Source organism: Alcanivorax sediminis (assembly GCF_009601165.1).
Lineage (GTDB): Bacteria > Pseudomonadota > Gammaproteobacteria > Pseudomonadales > Alcanivoracaceae > Alcanivorax > Alcanivorax sediminis.
Map to the genome: position 1 here is coordinate 141,342 of NZ_WIRE01000002.1, position 25,489 is coordinate 166,830.

Annotated in this window: 16 protein-coding genes; 5 read left to right on the top strand and 11 right to left on the bottom strand. The window is 58.2% G+C overall.

Annotated elements, in window-relative coordinates:
* Positions 1 to 38 precede the first annotated feature (38 nt).
* On the bottom strand, positions 39 to 2,501 hold the full coding sequence (locus tag GFN93_RS15035) for an amidohydrolase family protein (RefSeq protein ID WP_153502139.1): 2,463 nt from the start codon (positions 2,499 to 2,501) through the stop codon (positions 39 to 41).
* A gap of 818 nt (positions 2,502 to 3,319) precedes the next feature.
* Between GFN93_RS15035 and GFN93_RS15040 the strand changes: the two genes are divergently transcribed.
* Both GFN93_RS15040 and GFN93_RS15045 read left to right on the top strand, forming a co-directional pair.
* Positions 3,320 to 4,597: a porin gene (locus GFN93_RS15040; protein WP_194285825.1), complete on the top strand. Its 1,278-nt coding sequence runs from the start codon at positions 3,320 to 3,322 to the stop codon at positions 4,595 to 4,597.
* Between the two features lie 12 nt (positions 4,598 to 4,609).
* Positions 4,610 to 5,026, top strand: coding sequence for a hypothetical protein (locus tag GFN93_RS15045; protein ID WP_153502141.1), 417 nt, complete (start codon positions 4,610 to 4,612; stop codon positions 5,024 to 5,026).
* Positions 5,027 to 5,074: 48 nt separating this feature from the next.
* Here GFN93_RS15045 and GFN93_RS15050 read toward each other — a convergent pair whose 3' ends face one another.
* The 8 genes from GFN93_RS15050 to GFN93_RS17235 form a co-directional block, all read right to left on the bottom strand.
* Positions 5,075 to 6,670 (bottom strand): ABC1 kinase family protein, encoded by a 1,596-nt coding sequence (locus GFN93_RS15050; protein WP_153502142.1) that lies wholly within the window; start codon positions 6,668 to 6,670, stop codon positions 5,075 to 5,077.
* A 439-nt stretch (positions 6,671 to 7,109) separates the two neighbouring features.
* On the bottom strand, positions 7,110 to 9,062 hold the full coding sequence (locus GFN93_RS15055) for a monovalent cation:proton antiporter family protein (protein WP_153502143.1): 1,953 nt from the start codon (positions 9,060 to 9,062) through the stop codon (positions 7,110 to 7,112).
* An 86-nt stretch (positions 9,063 to 9,148) separates the two neighbouring features.
* Complete coding sequence (locus tag GFN93_RS15060) at positions 9,149 to 9,949, bottom strand: endo alpha-1,4 polygalactosaminidase (protein ID WP_153502144.1); 801 nt, start codon at positions 9,947 to 9,949, stop codon at positions 9,149 to 9,151.
* A gap of 159 nt (positions 9,950 to 10,108) precedes the next feature.
* Positions 10,109 to 11,038, bottom strand: coding sequence for a Csu type fimbrial protein (locus GFN93_RS15065; protein ID WP_153502145.1), 930 nt, complete (start codon positions 11,036 to 11,038; stop codon positions 10,109 to 10,111).
* Positions 11,035 to 11,739: a fimbrial biogenesis chaperone gene (locus GFN93_RS15070; RefSeq protein ID WP_153502146.1), complete on the bottom strand. Its 705-nt coding sequence runs from the start codon at positions 11,737 to 11,739 to the stop codon at positions 11,035 to 11,037. Before GFN93_RS15070 ends, GFN93_RS15065 begins: the two co-directional genes overlap by 4 nt.
* A 12-nt stretch (positions 11,740 to 11,751) precedes the next feature.
* Positions 11,752 to 14,628 carry a fimbria/pilus outer membrane usher protein gene (locus GFN93_RS15075; RefSeq protein ID WP_153502147.1) on the bottom strand — a complete coding sequence of 959 codons (2,877 nt, stop codon included), beginning with the start codon at positions 14,626 to 14,628 and terminating at the stop codon, positions 11,752 to 11,754.
* Between the two features lie 74 nt (positions 14,629 to 14,702).
* Positions 14,703 to 15,203 carry a Csu type fimbrial protein gene (locus tag GFN93_RS17230; protein WP_194285826.1) on the bottom strand — a complete coding sequence of 167 codons (501 nt, stop codon included), beginning with the start codon at positions 15,201 to 15,203 and terminating at the stop codon, positions 14,703 to 14,705.
* Positions 15,204 to 15,384: 181 nt separating this feature from the next.
* Positions 15,385 to 15,534, bottom strand: a complete 150-nt coding sequence (locus GFN93_RS17235; protein ID WP_194285827.1) for a hypothetical protein — start codon at positions 15,532 to 15,534, stop codon at positions 15,385 to 15,387.
* Between the two features lie 346 nt (positions 15,535 to 15,880).
* On the opposite strand from GFN93_RS17235, the gene GFN93_RS15085 reads away from it, so the two are divergent.
* The 3 genes from GFN93_RS15085 to GFN93_RS15095 are packed head-to-tail and all read left to right on the top strand — an operon-like array spanning position 15,881 to position 21,708.
* Complete coding sequence (locus tag GFN93_RS15085) at positions 15,881 to 17,320, top strand: MBL fold metallo-hydrolase RNA specificity domain-containing protein (RefSeq protein ID WP_153502149.1); 1,440 nt, start codon at positions 15,881 to 15,883, stop codon at positions 17,318 to 17,320.
* A gap of 9 nt (positions 17,321 to 17,329) precedes the next feature.
* On the top strand, positions 17,330 to 20,038 hold the full coding sequence (locus GFN93_RS15090; protein WP_153502150.1) for a cation-translocating P-type ATPase: 2,709 nt from the start codon (positions 17,330 to 17,332) through the stop codon (positions 20,036 to 20,038).
* Between the two features lie 59 nt (positions 20,039 to 20,097).
* Positions 20,098 to 21,708 (top strand): Na/Pi cotransporter family protein, encoded by a 1,611-nt coding sequence (locus tag GFN93_RS15095; protein ID WP_153502151.1) that lies wholly within the window; start codon positions 20,098 to 20,100, stop codon positions 21,706 to 21,708.
* Positions 21,709 to 22,062: 354 nt separating this feature from the next.
* Here GFN93_RS15095 and GFN93_RS15100 read toward each other — a convergent pair whose 3' ends face one another.
* Positions 22,063 to 23,493, bottom strand: a complete 1,431-nt coding sequence (locus GFN93_RS15100; RefSeq protein ID WP_153502152.1) for an aldehyde dehydrogenase family protein — start codon at positions 23,491 to 23,493, stop codon at positions 22,063 to 22,065.
* Positions 23,494 to 23,601: 108 nt separating this feature from the next.
* Positions 23,602 to 25,242, bottom strand: coding sequence for an acetolactate synthase large subunit (locus GFN93_RS15105; protein WP_153502153.1), 1,641 nt, complete (start codon positions 25,240 to 25,242; stop codon positions 23,602 to 23,604).
* Positions 25,243 to 25,489: the final 247 nt, after the last annotated feature.

Below are 25,489 nucleotides of genomic sequence, written 5' to 3' on the forward strand. Positions count from 1 at the left end.
CCCCTGAAGATGTTTTCTCTTTTGTGTTGTACGGGCCATTACTGAGTGGCCAGCTCCAGTCGTTCCCACATCCGTATGTAGGCTTCCGCCGAGGTGAATAGCTGGTTAACAGCATCGTTCACCTGCTCCTCCGAGCGGTCGCTGTTGGCGATCATGTCGGCAATCTGGTCCGGGTAGAGACCGTAGTGGGCAACGCCGCGGCCTTCGTAAAGACTGAAGGCGTGGTCACCGGTAAGTTGCTTGTCGAATACCACGCGGCCATCCACCGAGGTGAACGGGTAGAGCGAGGTTTCCTGATCCGGGGTGCCGGGGTTGCCGGCGAGGCTGGCAATGCCGTTCACGTCTGAGGCAAAGGGCGCGCCGCCGAACGGGCCCACCTTGAATTCGTCAGCGCGGGGGCGGTTACCATCGCGGGTCAGCTGGTCTACCCAGTTACCGCGAACGCTGCCGAAAGAGGCCGCAATGCCGCCTTGCGCAGCCACCTGATTGCGCAGGTCCTCTGTGCCGCCCCAGCCGCCATGGCTGTTGATGACGGGGTAACCGCGGGCGCCGGTGACGTCGAGAATCTGGCTGGCTGCCTTGCGGCTGATGTGGTCGGTTTCGATCATCATGCCGCGCTTGGTCAGTTCCTCAATCAGGAAGAAACCGAGGTCGGTAAGGCCGCGGGTGTTACACAGGTGGTCAGTGCCGCGGCGCGGATCGTATTCCGCCAGTTCTTCCGGGGAGGCAGGAAAACGCTCGCCCACGTAATCAATCTGGAATAGCAGCTGATCAAAAATACCAAGTGGTTGCAGGGCGTCGGCGACGGGATTGCTGGTGTCGCCATGCTCGTGCTCCGGACATTCCTCAAACTCGATGGGGTGACCGGTTTCCAGCAGGTTGCCGCCATACAGCACGGCACCAATACCAATACCGTCGGAGAGATCTGGCAGGTGACCGCCAAAGGCGTTGTCAAATTTGTGGACCGGGAACAGGCTGCGAACGTCCATGGCGTAGAGTCGATCAAGACGCTCCACAATCTCTTCGCGGCTACACTCGGCCACGTTGAGGAACTCACCACAGTTGAGCGCTTTGGAGGCTTCCACGCCGAGGATTACGGCCATCTTGCCGTCGGCGATGACATCCCGTGCCTGGGCGGGATCGGTGACAATACGGAACCAGCCTTCACCGGGGCCGCCGTTCTGGGCATCAATGTAGTCCTGCATGCGATGCATTTGCTCCGCCTGCATTTCAATAGCCACCATGGTGTCGCAGTCGTTCTGCTTTTGCGGATTGAGTTGGCACAGGATTTCGTTGTGCACCAAATGGTTCACCAGGATCTTCAGGCCAGACAGGTGTGCCCGTTCGATCCATTTGTAGTAGCTCTGGTGGTGTTGCAAGGAATTATTGCGCGGCCAGTAAGGGAAGTCCGGCCAGCCACGTGTGGCGTGGGGCCCTGGCGTGCTGGTGACCTGTTCCACCACGCCGGTAAGCCCTTCTGGCCCATGGTTCTCCGCGCAGTCATGCAGGGCATGATCAACACCAAATTTGTGGAAGGGGTCGCCATAGTTGATGCGACCGCCAATGAATTCGTAGGCAGAGATGTGGCTGTGGGCATCCACATAACCAAAGATATCGTCGTTATCCAGACCTGGAACGTTGCGGAAACGCTCCACTTCCCTGAGGTAGATCGCGGGGCCCTGTTCTTCCACGTCGGCGCTGACGTGCGCCTCAGGGTAGCTGGCGCACTGTTCCGCTGAAGCCAGAGTGAAGCGGGTATTGTCATCTTCCAGGCTGGGTGAGCTGAGTGTCAGCCCTTCATCAGTGGCGGTGAGCAGCAGGCCGGTCACCTGGGATGCCACGGTAAAGCGCTCCCCTTCACTGGGGTTCACGTTCCACACGGCCAGGTCGCTGGCCTTGTCCACCTTGCCGAGGGCAGGTTGAACGTTGATCTCACCGATGTTGTCTCCCAGTCCATCCAGGCTTTCGCCCAGCTCCCTGAGCAGGCCGCCCAGGGGAGCAATGGGGTCGAGCACCAGATTCAGGGTGTCGCCCAGACCGGAAACCAGATAGCTGACCTCACCAATGAAGTTGCCGCTGTCATCAAGGAACTCGCCGGCCGGATCGCTGATGCCGAGCAGCTCGATATCACCGAAAGCACCGGGATCGCGCTGATAGTTTGAGACCAGCAAGTAGCGCCCCAGAGCCGTGGGTTTCATGTAAAAGGCAGTTGCCTCCCCGGCGCTGGTGGTCAGCTGATACCCGTCTGTCCCCGCCTGCAGGTAGCGCCCTTCACTGGAGAGGGTGAAGCAGCCATTGGCGAAGCTGTAACGATTCAGCGGTTGCGGCTGTTCCGGTGGCTTGCTGGGCGTGGGGGGGAGGGTGACCGGTTGCTGTTGGGCGGTGGCCGGTGTGCTGGTGTCCTGAGTGGCGGTAGCGCTGCTGCCTCCGCCCCCGCAGGCCGACAAAAATGTGGCAACAGCAGTAACTGCCACCAGTGGCAGTGTCCGATTCATCGACATGACTGACCCCTAGATGATCCATGATGGTGGTATGTGCACGTAGCGGTGTTTGGTTGTTATGAACTACGCTGCATTGTTATTGGTACGTTTGTACCTTGAATGAGGCAGGGGAGGCTGTTGCAAATTTGTCAGGGTTCTTGACGCTTTCTTTACGGGTTTGTAGCGGCGGGGGGTAAAAATCCATGGCGGCCCATCGCCCGGTTACGGGTGGAGTGGATCCGTCGGGCATGTTTTGCCGTCGGGCTATTCCGGTCCAGCAGCGGTTCCTTTGGCGTGAAAAGTGCTGGCAGACGCTGGAAAATAAATCGATTGCTGTGAACAAAAGTTCTTTATTTTTGGATGGGGGTTCGTTCTGGAGGTGCTAATTAACTTGTTGTTTTTTCTGTTTTAATGCTTTTTATGCGGGGATTGACACCTTGGTTCCAAAAACTTATTGAACGAACGTACACATGAATTGCGTTCGATGGAATAGAGGGACCAAAGGCCGCGAAGGCAGGATGAGTGGCGCTGCACACTCATCAAACTTTCTGCACAGTTACAGGCGTCCTTGGGATGAGCTTGGGGGCTTGTCCCAGTCTATAAAAATAAAAATGGTCAGAGGATGTGATGCCTTCCTGTCATCTCAAAACCGGTACCCATGCTGACACCTCATGCCAGTTCGCCTGCGGCACACCCTGTAAAGGGGCTGGAAGAGCGGATATCGCCCATGGCGCGTTTCTCTTGAATGTGCAGAGACGAACCTCGCGATTCAAGAACGCATCCCACCTGTGTGAAGACCTGCGACTAAACCAATAACAATGAAAAGTGACGGAGTACATATGAACGCTTTAGGCAAGGCCTCGGCTGTCATGGTGTTGTCTGCCATGTCAGTGACGGCCCTGGCGGATATGACCTTGGAGGAACGTCTTTCTGAGGCAGAATCGCGACTTGAAATGCTGGAAAAGCAGCCTGCGCAGAACGCAGGTCTGGAAGACAAGGTAAAGATCAACGGTTTTATGACCTTTGCTATGGAGCGTGCATCGGGTACCAGGTCTGCTTCAGGGGAGCGTTTGGTTTTCTCTGAAAATGTGAGCAGTGACGAGTGGAACATGAACAGTCTGACACGGGCTGGCATTCAGTTTACGGGGGAAGTCAACGAGAAGACCGAAGCGGTGGTTCAGCTCCTGGGAAGGGCGGATGAGGATTTTGATGCTGGCGTTCAATGGGCGTATGTGTCGTATGAGCTCTCTCCCACATTAAAAGCTCGGGCCGGGCGGCTGGTATTGCCGTTCTATCTGCACTCTCAGTACACCCAGGTCGGTTATGCGTATAACTGGGTGACCTTGCCGGAAGAAATGTACTCAGTGATTCCGCTCGATACACATGAGGGAATCGATTTGACCTGGAACCTGTCAACCGGTCCGGTAGCCAACAGCATCAATGTATTCTGGGGAGGCATGGATGTGCCGGCTAATGGATTGCAATTCAAGGTCCGTGATCAATATGGCGCCAATATCCGTTCTGACTTGGGGAACTGGGCACTCTGGTACAGCTATACCAACAGCCGGGTAAGTGTTGACCTTACTCCTCTATCCCCGGATCCATTATTTGACCCTGCTTTTGCCGCACTGAATATGGATGAGCACTACGCTTATTTCACTGGCGTGGGGCTGCAATATGATAATGGCTCTTTCTTTACCATGGGGGAAGTTGGCCGGCTGGACCTGTCCACTCCCAATCACTGGTTTCCTCGGCTTGAATCTGCGTATGTCTCGATGGGGTATCGCATAGGTAAATTTACCCCGCAAGTGACCTGGGCCAGCATTGATCACAGCGACTTTCAGGATGTCGACACCTCTAATCCGGTCGCGCCAGCCATCTTCGATAATTTCGCAGATCGCCAGAAGAGCTGGACGTTTACCGCACGCTACGATTTGACTCCCGGTGTGGCACTCAAGGCAGAAGTGACCCGAAACTATGATCTTGGTGATAGCGAGTATCCATCAAAAGGCCTTTACGACAGCAGCTGTGATGTTGCGACTGCGGGGCTGGGTTGTGGGCAGCCTGATGATGATGACCCACTGATCTACCGCTTTGCTGTAGAAAGTGTTTTTTAAGGGGGGATGGACATGAATAAAATAATAATCGTTTTTGTCGTTTCGCTTTTCTGTCCGCTCCTGGCTAACGCTGGAACCATTGTGGTGGCTGCTGATCACTCGGACCTGGCTTCACTCAGCAAGAGTGAGGTTCGCCAACTTTACATGGGCAACACCAATAATGCGGGAGGTTACAAGGTGAAGCTTCTGGATATGCCGGAGGGAAGTACACTGCGTAAGTCTTTTTACAGTCGTGTAGCCGGGAAGAATGAATCACAGCTCAAGTCTTATTGGGCAAGGATGATTTTTACCGGCAGGGGCACCCCGCCACGGCAAGTGGGTGGCCCAATGGAAATGGTTCGTTCCCTGAAGGCGGACCCCCATGCGTTGGGCTACATGGATGAGGGAGACTTGCAACCGGGTGTGAAGGTGCTCTTGAGATTGCCCTGACCCAAATGAACATGGCCAGCGAATGCTGGCCATTTTTTTGCTCTGCGATTAAGCCGCCACCGGTTGGTGGTGCCCATCAATTGGTTTGGTCAGGTATCCCAGCATCAGGCCAGCGATATCGATCTCCGGTTGATAATGCAGGAACAGGCCGCCCAGGGTGCCGAACACACGTGCCAGCATGATGAAGTCCTCTGGCATGCTTTCCACTGGGTCATGCTCCAGCTGACCCAGCAGGTCTGCAAGCTGCTGCATTACCGCTTCCGAGGACGGCCAACCGTCCTGCTGATCCGGGTTGATAATAGCCTCGCGCACCTGGTCAAGGATGGCGGAGACAAAAGCCAGCAGGGTGCCGGGCTGGCCGCTGCGGGTACGGAAGCCCAGCTTGTCCAGGGTTTCGGCAATCACGGCGGGCTCATCGACGACACAGGCTTGCAATACACGGAAGTAGCCGTGACGGGCTTCCCGGCTGATGGCCTGGCTGCAACCAAAGTCCAGCAGCACCAGCTCGCCCTGATCAGAGATCATGATGTTGCCGGGGTGCGGGTCAGCGTGGAAATGGCCGCCGTGCAACACCTGACTGAACCAGGCGTCCAGCAGGCGATGCAGTATCAGGTTGAGCGCAGCAGGGTTGTCCTGGGCAAGCTCATCCAGCACCACAGTCAGTTTGCGGCCTTTGACAAAAGCGGTTGTCAGGACCCGGCGAGTACTCAGTGACGGCACCAGCGACGGCGTGGTGACACCCTCAACGTGGCTCAGTTGTTTGCCAATGCTGGTGAGGATGCGGGCCTCACGCTCATAGTCCAGCTCTTCACGAACGGTGCGCTGGATCTCGCGCACGATGGTATCGGTGTCCATGGGGGGTAGGGCGCTTTTCACCGCATCCACGAAAACCTTGAGGATGGCCATATCCAGCTCCACCAGCTCATCCAGACCCGGGCGCTGAATCTTGACCGCCACCTCGGTGCCGTCTGCGAGCCGGGCATGGTGCACCTGGCCAATGCTGGCGGCAGCAAGGGGTTCAGGGTTGAACTCGGCAAACAATTCTTCCAACGGCTGGCCGAAGTCAGCCTCAATAACGGCGCAGACCTCTGCGTAGGAAATTGGGTTGACCTGATCCTGAAGAATGGCCAGCGCCTCGACCCAGGGTTGCGGCAACAGATCCGGGCGGCTGGAGAGCAGCTGGCCAATTTTGAGGAAGGCGCCGCCCTGCTTTTGGGAGGTCTCCAGAAAACGTTGAGCATTGCGTTCGTGGAGGGCCGTCAACGCTTTTTCGCGCATGCTCCTGGGCAGGAAGGCAGAACGGGTATTCCACAGGCGGTAGCTGGTAAGGATCTTGGTGAGCATCCAGCCAGTGACGCTGAGGCGCTTCAGGCGAGCAGGCCAGCGCCGGGCTTCGTCGGCCAGCAGCTGCATTTCCTCATTGACCGCATTAGCGCCACGACCAATGGCCTGACAGGCGCGAAAGGCCTGATCGGCCAGGTCTCGGCCTTGCCAGGCGGCGGACTCGATGGCTTTGATGCAGCCATTGATCACCGCCAGCCAGGCCTTGAGACCGCTGTCCTGCTGTCGCTGGCCTGCAAAGTCGGTGAGTGGCTGCCAGGCGGCGCCGGAGTCCTGAAGCTGTTTGGAGTCGTGATCGCTCATGCTCACGCACCTCTGTTGGTGAATAAGTGTTCACAATGTAGCCGGAATCGGGGTGGCCTGCAATATAAAAATGTACACATGTACACTATGTGTATTTCCAGATGTTCGGTGGCAGATCCCTGTTCAGCCCCGGTTTATGGACGGTTTGTGAGGGTGGGAGCGACTTCTGCATGTCTCTGTGAACAATTTTCCGATATGGGAAAGGGTCAGAAAGTCAGGCGGAGAGAGTCGAAGGATCAGTGCTGATCGTTTTAGAGTATTGATGATGAACAGGCCGGTCGCAGCCGGACGATAACGACCACTCAAAGCGGGCAGCATCTGAACGGATCCTTCATCCGCTGTGTCCCCGGGTTTTCCGGAAGCGGTTGGGGTACAGACCGGCAATCCTGCTCCCCACGTTGGCATGCACGATGATGCATTGGCGCTTCGATGGCGTAGATTAGCCGCCCAACAACTTGCCTTCCGCCGCTTCCACCGCTTCCAGTGGGCCATACAGGATCAAGGTATCGTCCTCCTGCAGCCTGGTGTCCCGGTCCGGATTTTCTTCACCCTGGCCATGACGTTTGATTTCGCGGATTTCCACATCCTTGAGACTGCATTCCTCGATACTCAAGCCAATTGCACGGGCCTTGCCGGTGAGCGTCACAGCGTGTAGCAGCCGATAGGGATTACCGGCGCTGTCGGCGGTGGGGAAACTGTCGCCATGATAATAGCCGCGCAGCATGCGATAGCGCTCCCGGCGTGTCTTGCGCAGGGTGGCCAGCACTCTTTCGAAGGGGACATCCAGCATCATCAGAGCGTGGGCGACCAGCATCAGGGAGGCTTCCAGCACTTCTGGTACTACTTCGGCGGCGCCAGCCTCGGTGAGGCTTTCCAGGTGGGTTTCATCCCGGGTGCGCACCAGTACCCGAATGTCCGGATTGATATCGCGCACGGTATGGATAATGCGTTCGGCGAGCCGCGCATTGTCGAATGTCACCACTAGCAAGCGCGCGCGTTCGATACCGGCGCGCTCGAGAATATCCTTGCGGCTGGCATCGCCGTAGAGAATGCGCTCGCCGGCGGCACTGGCTTCCTGGAGGCGGACGATATCCAGGTCCACGGCAATAGCCTGATGATGGAAGTTGGCCAGGTAGCGCATGAGATTCTGTCCCACACGACCGTACCCGCAGAGAATCACATGCCCCTGGATATCCTTGGACACCGGAGCATCGTCCGGAACCGATAGCCAGGGGCGCAGCAGGGCACGGGTCAGCCGGCCACTGTTGTGGATCAGGGCAGGGGTCACCGACATGGTCAGAACGGTGATCGACACCAGCAGGCCAGCCTTGCCGGGAGTCATGACGTCGTGGGAGACCGCCAGAGCCACCAGCACGAAACCGAACTCACCGCACTGGGACAGGATCAGGCCGCTGCGCAGGCTAACCTCTGTTCGCTCACCCAGGGTTTTCAGCAGCACCATGATCAGCACCACCTTGAACAGCATGATGGAAGCGGCAGCAATGATGATCCAGTGCCATTTGGCGGCAAACAGATCCGGGTCTACCAGCATGCCCACGCTGATAAAGAACAGCCCGAGCAGCAGATCCCGGAACGGGCGGAGATCCGCCTCAATCTGGTGACGGAAGTGACTCTCGCCAAGCATCATGCCGGCGAGGAACGCGCCCAGGGCCATGGACAGCCCAAGCCAGTGAGTGACCCACGCGGCCACCAGCGCCAGCAGCAGCGCGGTCATCACAAACACTTCGTCGGACCGGGTGCGGCCGGTTTCTTCCAGCAAGCGGGGCAGTACCCATTTGCCGACCACAAAAATGCCAACAAACAGCAGCAGGGATTTGCCCAGCGTCAGGGCTGTCATGCCGAGCAGGTTGTCACTGTTCTCCTGACTAAACAGCGGCAGCAATACCAGCATCAAGACGGCAGCCAGGTCCTGGAACAGCAGAATACCGGTGGAAGCACGGCCATAGCCGGTGTTCACCGCACCGCGCCCAATCAACTCGCGAATCACAATGGCGGTGGATGAAAGCGACAGTGCGCAACCGGTAATACCTGAAGTGAGAGGTGAAAAGCCAAGCAGGCGCATAACGGCGAAAACGGCCAGGCCTGTCAGAATGACCTGCAACGGGCCTGCACCAAATACCACTCGCCGCAAGGTCAGCAAGCGAGGAATAGAAAATTCAAGACCGAGGGTAAAGAGCAGAAACACGATCCCGAATTCGGCCACGTGCTGTATGCCTTCGAGATCGGTGATCCCGCCAAACCCGAAAGGCCCTGCTGCCAGACCGCAGAGTAGATAGGCCAGGATCGGAGGCATGCCAAGGCGGCGAAACAGCACTACCGCAGCCACGGCGGAGCCGAGTAGAACAACAATAAGTGTTAAGGCGTCGTGCATGGAGCGGATCGTCCCTGAGTCGATACGCCCAGTGTATCAGCTAGGAACAAGATCCGTCTGTGTTGCGGCAATACCGAGACCGTCGATTATGGGGCGCAGCTGAGCCGGTAGCTGTCATCCAATGCCATCGGCAAGGTCAGGGTGCGGAAGCTTTGCTGCTGCATGGCCTGGCAGAACCTGGAACGTGCTACGGGATCATTGGCATACAGGTAGTCGATATGGAACACGGGCTTGCCAGCCTCGATGAATGGCTTGAGAAGGTCGCATTCGTTCCACTGATGGCAGGATTCATTAATGGCAAAGTCGGACAGTGCAACCAGGTCCTTCACTTGCTCTAGATTGTTCTTCAGCGAAATGGCCAGTCCGTTGCTGTGGGCCTGGTCAGCAAGAAAGCGATTGTAATCCAGCTGGTTTTTATAGGTGAGGGGAAAGCCGGTGTTGTTGGTGTAGCCATCTACATTATCCGGATCGACGCCGTCGCAGCCTTTTGCCGCTGCCAGCGCAATACGATCACTCATGATGTCCCGAACATTCTGCGAGCGAACATCGATCCAGCGTTCACCGGGCCAACCGTCCAGATCCCTGCCCTTGTCGGTGGGTAAAAAGCGGCTTTGGTCTTCTCGCCAGTCTTCATAACTGCCGGCAGAGAAATAACAGATCACATGTCGGCCACTGGCCTGGATATCTTCAATCACGTTTTGGGGAGTATCGAAGAGGTCAAGCACGAAAAGATCGACGGAATAGCCCGTGTTCGGCGTTCCTTGGAGTTGGATCTGCCACTGGCTGCTCATATCGGGTTGATACCAGTTGACGTTGGGGCCGGGTTCATTCACCACGGGTTGAGCGAGGGTGGTAAGCAGTGAACCGATGAGCCTGACGGATTCCATAATGTATCTTCAGTGAGCCGGCAATAGATGGGCACCGTTGATACTAGGGCTGAGGCAGGGTGAAAAATGTGGCGCAATCGCGCTATTTTTGTAAATCGCTTTTACATAAAAAAGATAAAAAATTCCTCGGTTATATTCTTAAAGTATCCATGAGCGAACTTAAAACGATACATCCACCGTGACGGTGTCGGTATAAACGCCTTCGGCTGCGGTTGGATTGGCGAATAATCGCCCGAACACGGTCATCTGGATTGCCGTTGTCGTTCCCAATCCAGTGCCGGGTTGTCTGTCGGTACTGTTATTCCAGATGATTGTGCGTCCCGCATCCTGGTAAAGCTCGTAACCGACTGTGCTTCCGCCGCTGACCAGCTCGCGGTTGCCACTTAAGCCGCCGTTCAAGCCCACGCTGAACAGGGTTGTGTTGGTACAACGTACAGTGACGCTGGACTGACTGTCCGTCTGTAACAGAGGTGTTGCCTGAGTCCCAAAGTCCAGATCTGTTGCCGTGACCTGACACTGGTTGGGAATATTGACCTGCGCAGTCAGGGTGTAGATGTTGTCAGCTGCCTGCTTGGTGCTGCTGCAGGCGTTGGCGGAAGTGCCCGCGACAATATGGACCTGGGAGTTGGCCATGACCGTTTGGTGCTGCCCGGTTTGCACATTTGCCGGGAGAGGCCCTGGAAGGCTGCCGTGCAAGGTGACGCTACCGCTGACGGTGTCAGGACCTCTGTTGGGCATGTCTACAATGACAGGAAAGCCATCAACTGTAGGCTGCATCACTGTCGTATAAGTGGCATCACTGTAGACATTGAAGGGGAGGCTTTGTACCCCGTTATTGGTCAGGTACCGGGGGTCAATGTTGCCATTGGTGTCAGGCGAGACGAAGAAACACAGGGTGAAGGAGGGTTGCCCGGGCGAGTCTTTGGTACAGGACCAGTTCAGGGTGGCGGTGCTGGTAATGTTGCCGCCCACGAATGGGTCAGGGGTACCAAAATCCAGTACCGGGCTGCCTGTGAGCCCACACACTACCGCCGCGTTGCTGCCAAGAGGAAAGCAAAGCAGGATCAGAAAAGCCGTCAGTGCTCTCATGGCGAATCCTCGATAAGGATGGTCTGGCTTTGGCCGTTGATGGTGGCGGAGAAAAACTTGATTGCCCCTTGGGGAGGCGCTTTCTCAACGGGCAGATGTAGCTCGGAGCCGGGCAAGGCATATCCGAGCAGGCCTTTCTGGATCTCATATTTCTTGTCGGAGCTTTGATTCATCCAGAATACATCGCTCAATCGTGCGTGCTTGGAGCCCGTATTCCTGACACGCAGAATTCCGTCCTTGTAGTAGGCATCAAGGGCATATTCCTTTCCCTCGCTGCCGACAAAGACGGGCAGGGACATTCTCAAAAGAACTTTGAGGTTGGCCCCCTGGGGGCTTTCAGTGTCGGGTACTTCACTGACGATCAATCGATAGCTTTTCTCGTTTTCGGACTGGGTTGGGCGTTGACGAATGATGCGCACCAGCTGCTCTCCGTTACCGGGAATCAGCGTGACGGGCGGTGACACAATTAGATCGTCCTGCTTGAGCAGCCGGGTTTTTCCATCTTTCTCCTCCCAGGCGAATAATTGCAGCTGGTAAAAGCTTTCCTGGCTTGAGCCATTGGTCAGCTTGTAGGTGGCATTGGGCTGGGTGGGGGTCATTTTCATTGTCAGTGGCGCGACAGTGAGCTGGCCGGCCCAAAGCAGTGGGCTTAACCCAGTAAGCAGAGCGCAGAGGAAAAATGTATTCAAACGGCTCATCATTGAAGCGCTCCTTTACTCTTGTTCCGAGGGTGACAGACAGGTATGTGTGCCAAGCTGCTGTGTGTCGTTCGCTGAGGCAGTGAATGTGAACTTAACAGTACACAGTCCAGCACGGGAGATAATACCAATTTCGTTTTCGCCTTCCTTGAGGCCGCGCAGCAAGGTTTGACCCTCGCTACCCACGGTGGTGGGGCTGGCGTTGGGGATCAGCACCCGGGCGCCTGCGGAAATGGGCTTTCCGGCGCTGTCCTGAATGACCAGAGAGGCGCTGTTTGGCGTTTCCGGGTCTGCCGGGGCCGATGCGGCTATGGCGGCAACGGGTTGAGCCGGTTCCACGGGGGGCGCTTCAGGCTGGCTCTCTTCTTCAACGGGCTGCGGGGCTGGCTCGATGGCTGCAGGCGGGTCCAGCCGTTCTGAAGGTGCCAGGCAGGTGGCTGGGCCCAGCCGTTGCAAGGTTCCCGGCTCAGGGATGAAATCAAAGGTGAGGGTGCACAGGCTGCCACCACTGATGATGCCGATTTCATTATTGCCTGCGGAAAGCCCCTGCAGGAAAATCTCGCCATCAAATCCGACCACGGTCGCTTCGGCACCTGGCAACAGAACTCGCCCGCCGGCAGGGATTGGGTCGCCGGTGGCATCGATGGCAACCAGTATTGCGCTGTGGGTCTGCTGTATATCAAACAGAGCGGTGACCCCTGTCAACTCCGAGGGCTTGAGAATGAGCTCGGGTGCCTGCAACTGGGCATCCATGGGCAGGTTGTCCACGTCGATGGACAGGGTGTTGTCCTGCCAGGGCACCAGATCAGGCATTAGCAGTCGGCCCTTGCTGTTGGTGTGGCCAATGACCCGGTTGGCTCGCCGGACGGGCAGATCGGCGAAACCGCCTGTGTCCACGATGGCAAAGCTGTTGTACATGCTGTTGGACGCAAAAACATCATCGTAATTGGTCACAAAAGCGCCGTTCAGGCTGGCGAAGCTGTTCAGCTCATTACCCTGCCCGTAAACGCCTGCCTCAAGATCGACATAGGGGGTCCACCAGCGTCCGCGGGCCTGACGGGTTCCATCACTATCAGGGCTGTAGGCCAGGTCCCAGCCCAGGTCCCAGAACTCGTCCACTTGCTGGCGCAGGGTCAGCAGAGTGTCAGTTTCATTGTCTTTTTCGTAGTGATCGAACCTGGCGCCAGCTTGTATGGGCTGCCTGCCCGTAGAGCGCAACCGGTAGAGGAAGCCCGCGAGCCAGGTGCGATCGTCACTGTCATCCAGGTTCTGATTGACGCTCAGGGTGACGGAAAGCTGCTTCCACAGCGTGCGACTATGGCCCAGAACAAAGAAACGGCTGTTATCCCCGTCGAATAACCGGGTCTCCAGATAGCTGGCGCTGATGTCACCCTGTTCCGCCAGGTTCAGGTTGGCGTTCAGCTGCAGGCTGCTCTTGATGTTGGGCAGTACGTCCAGGCTGTTACTCAGATCCCGGTATCCCTCGGTGCGTTGAGTCAGCTGGCCACTGACACCGAAACGCCGGGTGCGGAATTCATGTCCGAGTACCCACTGGGTTCCGCTGTCGTCGTCATCCTGGCCGTGGGCAAGTGCAAGGTTGGATACCCCGAACATGCCTGGGCGAAAAACCACACCCGCACCGGCATTGAGAAGCTCGGCACTGAGGCTGCTGGTGCCTTCGAAGGTCAGTCGCTCATTGTAGCCATAACGTGCTACGCCGGTTCCGATGGGCTTGCCGTCATAGTCATTGGAGCGCTGACCGTAGTAACGGCGAGCTGTACCCAGGGTGCCGGAATAGTCCCAGAGACCTTCGCGCAGCAGTTTGGGGCTGACATAAAAGGGTACGGTCTGGGTCACCTGCCGACCCAGAGTGTCGGTGGTGACAACCTGCACCTCGCCCAGCCCCGTCACCCGGGGAGACGTTTCCAGAACAAAAGGCCCGGGCTGTATGGGTTGGTCTGCAAGGCGCAAGTTATTGACGAACACCTCCAGTGCGGAAGGCAGAGTTGCGGACCCGCTGATCTGGGGAAGCGGAAAAGTAATCAGGTCAGGCCTGGAGGAAAAGTTGCGGGACAGCTGAACACCCGCGAGCCTCACTGAGGGCATCCAGGTCAGAGCGCCGTTAATCGTATCGCCTACCATCCAGGTCTGCATACGCTGGGGGTTGGTATAGCGCCAGTAGCTGTCCAGCCGAACATAGTCGCCACTGTCTTCCAGCTCATGGTTCCAACGCACCAGACCGCTGGTGCTGGCAATCCCCCAGTCATCAAACAGGCGCAGTTCATGACTGGCAGAGGTGCTTTCTCCGCCATTGTCCAGCCAGGTGCTGTAGGCGTCGTAGTTGAGCAGGGCTCCCTGGCCGCGCTGGACAGGACTGTTTCCCGGAAAGTACCCCGCATTGAGGGTCTGGTGTGGCAGCCACTCTGCGGGAACCAGCAGGTTGATCTGCTGGCTGTTGTTATCGTAGTGGCCAGCGATGCCAAGCTGGTTGAGCGTCTGCCACTGCTCGTCACTGCTGCCGGGAATATCAATGCCCTGGGCCGCCAGGGCCCGGGTATCCACTGCGACCTCTTCACCGTACACCTGCACAGGAAGCATCCGTGGTGTGGCTTGGCCATTGAGGATCAACTGAGGGTAGGCAATGTAGGCGGCAGTGGCCTGGCCGCGAGCCTGTGCCCGCAGCTTGGCGATATCGGATTGGGTAAAGGTGTTGTCCAGTGAAACGACTCTGGAAGCCGCGATATCTGCTGCGGCAATGCGCGGGGAGGCTTCGTCACTACCCCATGCAAGGGGGGTGAACAGGTAGAGCGACGCAAAGAGGAATGGGGTTGATAGTACTGAACCCGAGCGGCGCCCAGCGCACAACCTTTCCTGCAACAGCTTTGCCTTCACTTACCGACATCCTTGTGTCCTCTACCCGGACTGGGGATTCAGTCCGGGAGGGGCAATGATAGCGGTTTATCCGCTTAGAACGTAACGGTAACGGTGACAGTATCGCTCAGGGCGATACCGGTGCCGTCAGGAGCGTCAGCCGCGTTCAGGGTCATGGTCTGGGCCGGGATATTACCGTTGACGGTGTAGGTTTGCTCTGCACTGTTACCGGTATTGGCTTCTGTGTTCGTGCTATCCCAGGCGGTGGTGCCGTCAGTCTGGAACAGTTCGTATTCCACGGAAGAGCCATTGGCGGAAGTCATGAAGCGAGCACCATTGGTGCCACTCAGTCCTACGGTGTAGGCAGTATTGTTGGAGCAGGTGACGCCCAGGGTCGCCGCGGCGGTAATGCCGCCAGTATTGACTGCTGCCTCAGTCTGGGTGCCGAAATCCACATTGTTGACCTGGCTCACGGTGCAGGAACCAATCAGGGTCAGCAATACGTCGAAGGTGCCGGTGGCGGTGGCAGCCTGAGAGGCCAGTGGAGCGCTCAACATGGCGGCGGACAGGGCGGCAAGCGAAAGACTCTTTTTCATTGGAATTCTCCATTCCCGGTACAGTGTTTGGTCTTGTGTGACTTGCGTCACATTATCGTCATTGGGTTCAGAAGATAAGATGAGACTCCCCGTAGGTAAATCCTCTTCTGTTAATCTTGTGTAAAACCAAGATGAACGGCGTTCATGTCGGCCTGAATGGTCATACCCCCGATCCACGTTTTTACCTGTGCCGAACCGGCAACCTTGGTTGGGCCTGATTGATCGGTACAGGAACAGGTACAGGCTTACGTGCATCCAGGCAGCCGTTATAGGTGGCAGCCCCGAGCAGGGTGGCGAGCGCATTCAGCATGTCTTTAATTGTGGTGGTCATTCCTTGTCCTCCATCGTTTCAGTCACTTCTGACACTAAACCCCGTGTTTTCCTTCTCGCCATCGCTTTGGGACAGGCGCATTCCGGAAAGGGACAAAATGCAGGGGCGCTGGGTAGGTGGTCGTTACAGGGCGATGGTCGGTCTGGTCGGAAGGATGTCGTGTTGGCGGTCAGCGAATAAGGCTTTCCGCGATCTATTGATGGCACGAAGTGATTGGCTTGACCCGCGCACCAAGGGGCGACTGCGAAGTGGTGAAAAAGCGTTGATTTGCAGGTGGTGAACTGGACAGACTTGGGGGGAGAGACAAGGGACGCTACAGGATCGATCAACAGTATTAAGGACGGCCATGCAAAACGAGAATGTGGGGACCGGGGACCGCGCCGGGGCATTGACGATTACCTCTCACGGTGCGGCAGGGGAGGTGACGGGCTCCTGCCATCAGGTTGCTGTGGCGGGCAGGCAACTGTTGCTGGATTGCGGCATGCACCAGGGCGGTGATGCGGTAAAGCGCCTGCAGGACGAGCAATTCGGCTTTGTACCCCGGCAGATCGATGCGGTGGTGCTGTCCCATGCCCATCTGGATCACAGTGGTCTTTTGCCTTTACTCGTGGCGGAAGGATTCGGCGGCCCCATCTACTGCACAGGTCCTACCCTGAACCTGCTGGCCATTATGCTGGAAGATGCGGCCAACCTTTATCAGCGCGATCTGGATCACAGCAATCTCCGCCGCAAGCGAGCCGGCCGGGCCACGCTGAAGCCTCGTTATACGCTGGAGCATGTGCGGCAAGTGCTGGAACAGTGTCAGCCCATGGAGTACCACGAGCAGGAGGCTGTTTTTTCTGGCGTCTCCCTGCGTTTCCATGATGCGGGCCATATTCTGGGTTCGGCGGTGGTAGAACTGACCATTGCCGGAGAGCCCGATAGAACGCTGGTGTTTTCCGGTGACCTGGGCGCAAACGAGCGGGTATTGATGCGCTGCCCGGAAGTGCCGGAGCGGGCCGACCTGGTGTTGATGGAAAGCACCTACGGGGATCGGGATCATCGTAGCCAGGAAGACACCATGGGGGAGTTGGAACAGATCATCGCCCAGGCCAACAACGATGGTGTGATCATGATGCCGGCCTTTGCGGTCGGCCGAACCCAGGAGCTGCTGTTCCATCTTGGCTGTCTTTATCATCGTGGACTGCTTGGCGGCTGGCATGTATTTCTGGATAGCCCCATGGCCCTGGAAGTGACCGGCCTTTATGACCAGTGGCTGGACGCGCTGGACGAGCAGGACCAGCGTGTCATGGCGCACTATGGTGCGCGCACACTTCAGGATTTTCTGCCGGTACTGACACCCACCCCTTCCGTGGAAGAGTCCATGCAGATTAACCGCATTGAACGGGGCGCGATCATTATTGCCGGTAGCGGCATGTGTAATGGCGGTCGCATCCGCCACCATCTCAAGCATCGCCTTTGGCAATCACGCAATCATCTGGTGTTTACGGGTTATCAGGCCCGAGGAACCCTGGGTAGACGGTTGGTGGATGGGGCAACCCATATCCGCATGTTCGGTCAGCGCTATGCCGTCAAGGCACAGCTGCATACGCTGGGCGGTTTCTCGGCGCACGCCGGACGTCATGAATTGCTGGCCTGGGCGAACAAGTTTGAAGACTCCCCACAGTTTCGTCTGGTCCACGGAGAGCCCGAAGCCTTGCAGAGCCTTGCGAATGCGCTGGCGGACCTGGGCAAGCGTGTGACGGTGGCGGAGCAGGGGGTCACATTCGTTCCAGACTTCACTTGAGGGTGATGCATGGACGCCTCTCCACAGCGGGACTGGCATTACCAGACAGAGACCTCCTTGCTGCAAACACTTGGCAGCCTTGAGGGGGGATTGAGCGACGCCCAGGTCCGCGAGCGGCGTCAGCGTTTTGGTGAGAATCGATTGCTGGATCAGCGTCGACGTGGTCCCTGGCGACGTCTCGCTGGCCAGTTCCATAATGTCTTGCTTTACGTGCTGCTGGTTGCGGCAGTGCTGGCTCTGTTCATGGGCCATACCAGCGATGCGGTGGTTATCGTCATGGTGGTGCTGATCAATGCCGTGGTGGGGTTTGTTCAGGAAGGCAAGGCAGAGGCCGCATTGCAGGCGATTCAGCAGATGCTGGTATCCAGCTGCCGGGTATGGCGCGGTGGTCAGATCCAGACTCTGGATGCGGCAGCGCTGGTGCCCGGAGACCGGGTGGTGCTGGCCGCGGGGGATCGTGTCCCCGCAGATCTGCGGTTGCTCAGCGTCAGCGAGCTGCATTGTGATGAGGCGACGCTCACGGGCGAATCCGTGCCGGTGGGCAAGCGGGTGGCAACACTGCCGGAAGAAACGATCCTGGCCGAGCGTCACAACATGGTGTGGATGGGCTCGCTGGTGACCACGGGCTCCGCTGAAGGCCTGGTGGTGGCGACGGGTACGGCGACGCAGCTGGGGCGCATTGGCGAAATGGTGGCAACGGTGCAGTCTCCGGAGACGCCGTTGACCCGAGCGCTGGGGCGGCTTGGGCGTCAGCTGGCCATGCTGATTCTGGTGTTGTCAGCGGTGGGTCTGGCCTGGGCGGTGCTGGCCATGGGGTTGGCTCCCTCTGAGCTGCTGCCGGTGGCGGTGGGTATTGTGGTGGCTGCGATTCCAGAAGGGCTGCCCGCGATTGTCACGATTACTCTGGCCATTGGTGTGCAGCGCATGGCAAAGAGTCATGCGGTCATTCGCAAGTTGCCGGTGGTGGAAGTATTGGGCTCGGTAACAGTCATCTGCTCCGACAAGACCGGCACCCTGACCCGCAACGAAATGACCACGCGCACCTTCGTGACATCGGCAGGCCGGATCCAGATTGGTGGCGAAGGTTACGCGCCTGAAGGCGCCATCGACAGTGACACTCCAGCGGCCTTGGCGTTGTTTGAGCAAGCAGCCCAGGTGGCCATGCTGTGCAACGATGCGAGGCTGGAGCAAGCGCAGGAGCAGTGGCGCTTGCATGGCGACCCCACCGAAGGCGCGCTCTATGTGATGGCCCGCAAGGCCGGGCTGGATGAAGGTTTTCGTCAAGGCTGCCCGCGTCTGGCGGAGTTGCCCTTTGCCACTGAGCGTCTATACATGGCCACCCTCAATCAAGTGGGTGACCAGCAGCAGATCATGGTGAAAGGGGCGCCGGAACGACTGCTGGGCCTGTGCGAGTATCAGCAGACGGCGCAAGGCCACGAAGCGCTGGCACAGGATGTCTGGCAGCAAGCGCTGGACAGTCTGGCAGGGGAAGGGCTGCGGGTATTGGCGCTGGCCACCAGGTGGCTGCCGACAGGTCAGCCCACACTCACAGAACAGGACCTTGAAAGCGGGCTGGTCTTGCTGGGTCTCGCCGGCACTCTGGACCCGCCGCGCGAGGAGGCAGTAACGGCCGTGGCCGAGTGTCGTCGTGCTGGTATCCGTGTGAAGATGATCACGGGTGATAATCCGCAAACAGCGCGGGTGATTGCCTCTCAGGTTGGCTTGGCAGGCGGCAAGGTCATGACCGGCAAGATGCTGGCGCAAACGTCTGACGCGGAACTGGATGCGCTGCTGAATGAAGTGGATGTGTTTGCCCGTACCTCACCGGCAGACAAGTTGCGTCTGGTGGAACGCCTGCAGGCCGGAGGCCAGGTGGTGGCCATGACCGGTGATGGTGTCAATGATGCTCCGGCCCTGCAACGGGCGGACATTGGCATCGCCATGGGCGGCAAAGGCACGGATGCGGCCCGGGATGCGGCGGGGATGGTGCTGACTGATGACAACTTCGCCACCATCGCGGCGGCGGTGCGTGAAGGGCGCACCGTTTACGACAATATCGTCAAGGCACTCCTGTTTATTCTGCCAACCAGCCTGATTGAGGCCATGGTACTGATGGTGGCGGTGGTTCTGGGGGTGCCGTTGCCGATCACACCAGTACAGATTCTCTGGGTCAATATGATAACGGCTATCTCGCTGGCGCTGGCGCTGGCCTTCGAGCAGGGTGAGTCGGATCTGATGGCGCGCCCGCCCCGCTCACCGCGTCAGGGTTTGGTTACCCCCTTGCTGCTGTTCCGGTTGGCGTGGCTGGGCATAGTGGGTACGGCGGCCGTGTTCTGGCAGTACCACCGATTTGATGCTGAAGACCTGGACAGAGCTCGCAGCATGGCGGTGCTGACGCTGGTGTGGATTGAAATTGTTTATCTGTTCGCCTGTCGCCGGGTGCTGGCCCCGGCCTGGTCGCGGTTGTCTCTCAAAGGAGTGATGCCGGCCTTGCTGGCCTCCGCCGTGGTGGTGGTGTTGCAATGGGCGTTTCTGGAGCTGCCGCCTCTACAGCAACTGTTTGGCTCCGTGTCATTGTCGTGGCACCTGTGGAGCGAAGCCTTGTTCACGGCACTGTTGGTGTTGTTGGCGGTGGAAGGGGAAAAGGCGCTGGTTCGCCTGTTGAGGGGGGCGCATGGGGATTCAGAGCGGGTAATGAATAACGGAGTGGGGCGTTGATGGAAATCAGCGTCACCAGGATCAGGCATGGCTCGGTTTGGCTGGGAGGCCGGGTGTAGATGGAATATGTCATTGCCGTGCTCGGCGGAGTTGGGCTTTTTCTGCTGGGCATGTGGCTGATTACCGAAGGGTTGAAAGTGGCCGCAGGCGCGTCGCTGGAGCGGCTGCTGGCCAGGTGGACGCGCAGTCGATTGCGTGGGCTTTTGTCCGGCACCTTGCTCACGGCGGTGGTGCAGTCCTCCAGTGCGGTGACGGTGGCGGCGCTCGGTTTTGTGAACAGCGGCCTGCTGCGATTCGAGCGCGCGGTGTGGGTCATCTTTGGTAGCAATCTCGGCACCACGCTTACTGCCTGGGTGGTGGCGCTGATTGGCGTGAAATTCAAGATTGATGTACTGGCGTTACCACTGGTAGGTGTCGGGGCGCTGTTGCGGGTGTTTGCTCCCGTTGATCGCTACCGCAACCTGGGTATGGCGCTGGCCGGTTTCGGCATTTTGTTTATGGGCATCGATGTGCTGTCTGGCGGGTTTGAAAACCTCGGCTCACAGTTCAGCGTGCCGGAAGGTGCTGCGCTGGTGTGGCTGGTGCTGGCGGGCATTGTGTTGACCTCCCTGATGCAGTCCTCCAGCGCCACCGTGGCACTGGTGCTCACTGCCCTTGCCGGTGGTTTGCTGGGCTTCCGCGAAGCCGCAGCGATGGTCATCGGTGCCAATGTGGGCACTACCTCCACCGCACTGATCGCCACCCTGGGGGCTACCGCCAATGCCCGGCGATTGGCGATTGCCCATGTCCTGTTCAACCTGTTCACAGGGGTGATGGCCTACCTGTTGATCGCGCCGTTGCTGGCGGTGGTGAATGTGGTGGCTGGCGTCACCGGACTGGAAGAGGATCCTGCGGCGCGGCTTGCCCTGTTCCATACTCTCTTCAATCTGCTTGGCATCCTGTTGATGTGGCCGGTGGAACCCTTTATGAGCCGCTTTCTGCTCAGCCGTTTCAAGGAGCGCCAGCATAGTCTGGCGAAGCTGCAGTTTCTGGATCGTAACCTGATCGCCTTGCCAGACGCTGCCCGCGCGGCCCTGGCCCAGGAAATGGAGCGCCTGCTGGTGCAGTATCCCGTGGCCATGGCCACCTTGCCCGGTGCCGATGCCAAACGCCTGAGTCACGTTGCCATCCGTGATCGTTTGCTGGAAGAGATCGGGGATTTTCTTGCTGATGTGGGGCGTCAGCACCTGAACGATGAACAGATTACTGTGTTTCAGATGGGGTGGCGGCTGCAGGGTAATCTGCTGAACATGGATGACACTCTCGAGCGGCTCAATGGTCTTGGCCTTGCCTTGCAGCGCCATGATGACTGGGCGAGGGTTGAGTCAATTCTGGTGGACTGGTTTGCCAGCGCCGGACGGCAGATGCAAGAAGAGTGGCGTGCCGGTGACGGGAGTGCGGGTGCCGAGACACTGCTTAACAAGTATGAGCAGGCCAAGCATGGCCTGCTGGCCAGTGCCATGTCGGGCAACCTGTCCCGTGCTTCTCTGGATCTTGCCCTGCAGAGCTTGAGTCAGGGGCGCTGGATGCTGGAGCAGTGGCAGCGGGCGTTGGAGTACTACACCAACATGGCCGGCACCCCGCCTGCGGATGACCCGGAGGATAGTGAACGCCTGATGCCTGATGCCTGACGCTGAAAGCTACGAAGCCGCTGTAGGAGCGAGCCTGCTCGCGATCCGAGCCTAAGCGAGGTAAGGATTCCAGAAACGCATTTAGATTTGTCGGCGCCTCTACTCCCTTAAGAGGGCCCAGAAAGGAACATGCCGCAGGGCGATCAGGCCTTTCCGGGCTCGACAGGTTGATTAAAACACCTCCCTTCGGTCGCCTCGCTACGCGAGGTTCGTCCCCTGGAAGAGCGGGGTTTTGGTTGAGCGTGAAGCGTGTTGCAGCCGCAAAGCGGCCTAAAAAATTCGGGCCCGCTTCCTTGCGAAAGCGGGCCCGCACTCCCTGGTCCAGAGGGAGGTAACTGGTGGACCTTGTCATCGTTACTGCGGTGTGCGAATCACCAGCAGGCGCTCTTCGGTCATGTCGTTGATGGCCCAGCGAATGCCTTCACGGCCAAGGCCTGAATCTTTCACGCCACCGTAGGGCATGTTGTCGACGCGCCAGCTCGGCACATCACCGATCACCACGCCGCCCACTTCCAGCACGTCCCAGGCTTTCTGGGCCTTGTACAAATCGCGCGTGAAGATACCCGCTTGCAGACCAAATTTGGAGGCATTGATGGATTGCAGTGCCTCATCGAAATCGCTGAAGCGGCTGATCACGGCAACGGGACCAAATGCTTCTTCTTCCACAATGTTGGTGCCCGCCGGTGCATCTTCCAGCAGGGTGGCCTGCAGCATGGCGCCATCGCGTTGGCCGCCTACCAGCAAGTTGGCCCCGGCTTCCACGGCTTCGTTGATCCAGTTTTCCAGTCGTGTGGCTTCGCCTACGGAAATGACCGGGCCAATGAATGTGTCTTCGTCCTTCGGGTCGCCCATCTTCAGGGATGCCGTTTTTTCTACCAGCCGGGCTTTCAGGTCATCGTAAATCTTGTCGTGAATCATGATGCGCTGTACGCCGATGCAGCTCTGGCCGGACTGGTAAAAAGCGCCGAACACGATACGTTCAACCGCGTCGTTCAGATCGGCGTCTTCGTCTACCACCACCGCGGCGTTGCCGCCAAGTTCGAGAATGACGGGCTTCTTGCCTGCGCGGGCTTTCAGGTCCCAGCCCACGTCCGGGCTACCGGTGAAGCTCAACAGCTTGAAGCGCTCGTCGGTGGTAAACAGGTCAGCCCCCTCCCGGTGGCAGGGCAGAATGGAAAACGCGCCCTTGGGCAGATTGGTTTCGGCCAGCACTTCACCAATGATGATGGCGCCGATGGGGGTGCGGCTGGCGGGTTTCAGCACGAAGGGGCAGCCTGCCGCGATCGCCGGGGCCACCTTGTGTGCAGCCAGGTTCAGCGGGAAGTTGAATGGAGAAATAAAAGAGCAGGGGCCGATCGGCACACGCTTGACCATACCGCGGTACCCTTTGGCTCGGGCGGAAATCTCCAGATTCAGCACTTCGCCCTCAATGCGCACCGCTTCTTCAGCCGCCACGCGGAAGGTGTCAATCAGACGGGTCACTTCGCCGCGGGCGTCCTTGATCGGTTTGCCGGCTTCGATGCACAAGGCTTCGGCCAGTTCGTCGTAGCGTTCCTGAAAACGTTTGACGCAGTGATAAAGAATTTCCTGGCGCTCGTAGGGGGCCAGTTTGGCCATGGCTTCGGAGGCCTTGTCGGCGGCCTCAATGGCCTGATCAATGGTGGCGGCATCGGCCATGGCGACCCGGGTCGCGACTTCACCGCTGTATTTGTCAGTAACGTCCAGATCCTGGTTGGCGAAGACCGCCTCATTGGCCAGGTAGTAGGGGTAAGAATTCTTCAGCATTTTTTTCTCCGAAGGTTGAAGAACGCCGGAAGCTAGACGCCTGATGCATGACGCTTAAAGAAAGCAGGCGTCGAGCGTCGTGCATCAGGCGTCGGGCGTCGGGTGTGCTTACAGCTTTCCGCTCAACTCACGAATTTCCTGGTTCAGGATGCGGTTGTTATCGCTGTAGTCCACAGGGCAATCAATCACATGTACGCCGCCAGCGGCATAACATTCTTCAATCAGGGGTGCGAGGCCGGCGGTGGACTCGACCCGGTGGCCGTTGGCGCCATAGGCGCGGGCATAATCCACAAAATCCGGGTTAGTGAAGTCCAGGCCGAAGTCCTGGAAGTCCATGTCTGCCTGTTTCCATTTGATCATGCCGTAACCGTCGTCGCGGAGGATCAGGATGACGATGTCCAGCTTCAGGCGCACCGCCGTTTCGAGTTCCTGGCTGTTCATCATGAAGCCGCCATCGCCGGCAATAGCCATGACACGTCGCTCCGGATACACCATTTTGGCGGCCATGCCGGAGGGCAGACCGGCGCCCATGGTGGCCAGTGCGTTATCCAGCAACACGGTGTTGGGCTTGATCGCCGGGTAGTTACGGGCAAACCAGATTTTGTACATGCCATTATCGAGGGTAAGAATGCCGTCCTCGGGCATGACTTTGCGGATCTCATCCACCAGACGCTGCGGACGAATCGGGAAGCTGTCGTCCACAATGCCTTCACGGATGTGAGTCTGCAGCGCATCACGAATGCGATGGAAATCGGAGAAGCTCCAGTGCTCCTGAGGCTCAAGGCGTTCCTTCAGTTGCCACAGGCTGTTGGCGATGTCGCCGATGACTTCGATCTGCGGGAAGTACACGGGATCAACCTGGGCAGAGTTGAAGTTGATGTGAACCACCTCGGCGCCGCCCGGGCGCATGAAGAAGGGCGGCTTCTCCACCACATCATGGCCCACGTTGATGATCAGGTCGGCCTGGTCGATGGCGCGGTGTACAAAGTCTCCGGAGGACAGGGCGGTGTTACCCAGGAAGTGTGGTCCGGTCTCATCGACCACGCCTTTACCCATCTGGGTGGTGATTACCGGGATGCCCAGTTTTTCTACAAACTGGCGCAGCATCTTGCTGGTCAACTTGCGGTTGGCTCCGGCGCCGGCCAGCAGCAAGGGCTTGCGTGCGCCCTGAATGGCTTCGATGGCATTACAGATTGACTTGTCTTCGGCAATCGGGCGACGGGTCATACTGGGTTCCGTCACCGGCATGGTGGAATGTTCGCGGGCGATATCTTCCGGCAGCTCCAGATGGGTCGCGCCGGGGCGCTCTTCCTGGGCCAGTCGGAAAGCCTCACGGATGCGAGTGGGAATGGAGTCCCCGCTTACCACCTGCTTGGTGAACTTGGTCAGCGGACGCATCATGTCGACCACATCAATGATCTGGAACTGGCCCTGCTTGCTGCTTTTGATGGGCTTCTGGCCGGTGATCATCACCATCGGCATGGCGCCCAGCTGGGCATAGGCCGCAGCAGTCACTAAGTTGGTTGCGCCGGGGCCAAGGGTAGACATACACACACCGGCTTTGCCGGTGAGACGACCGTAGGTTGACGCCATGAAGCCGGCCGCCTGCTCGTGACGGGTAATCACCAGTTTGATCTTGGAGCCGCGCAGGGACTCCAGCAGGTCCAGGTTTTCCTCGCCAGGAATGGCAAAGACGTGCTCCACGCCTTCGGCTTCCAGGGCTCGGACGAACAAATCTGATGCTTTCATGGGGTGTCTCTCCGGTTGTTACCTGTCTGGTTTTGCTCTCAAACAGGTGTCCACGACGCGTGGTAATCAAAATTCAACGCGGGTAATGCAAAGGCTGTGCCTGTTTTTCCCTGTATTAGTGCAGGAAAAGTGCATCAATATGGTGCCTTATATGCATTCCGGGCTTCACTATAGCGCGACATGGTGCAGATAGGGCGTAGGCAAAGCCGATACTTTTTATTAACAAATGTGATCATGGCCCATTGCC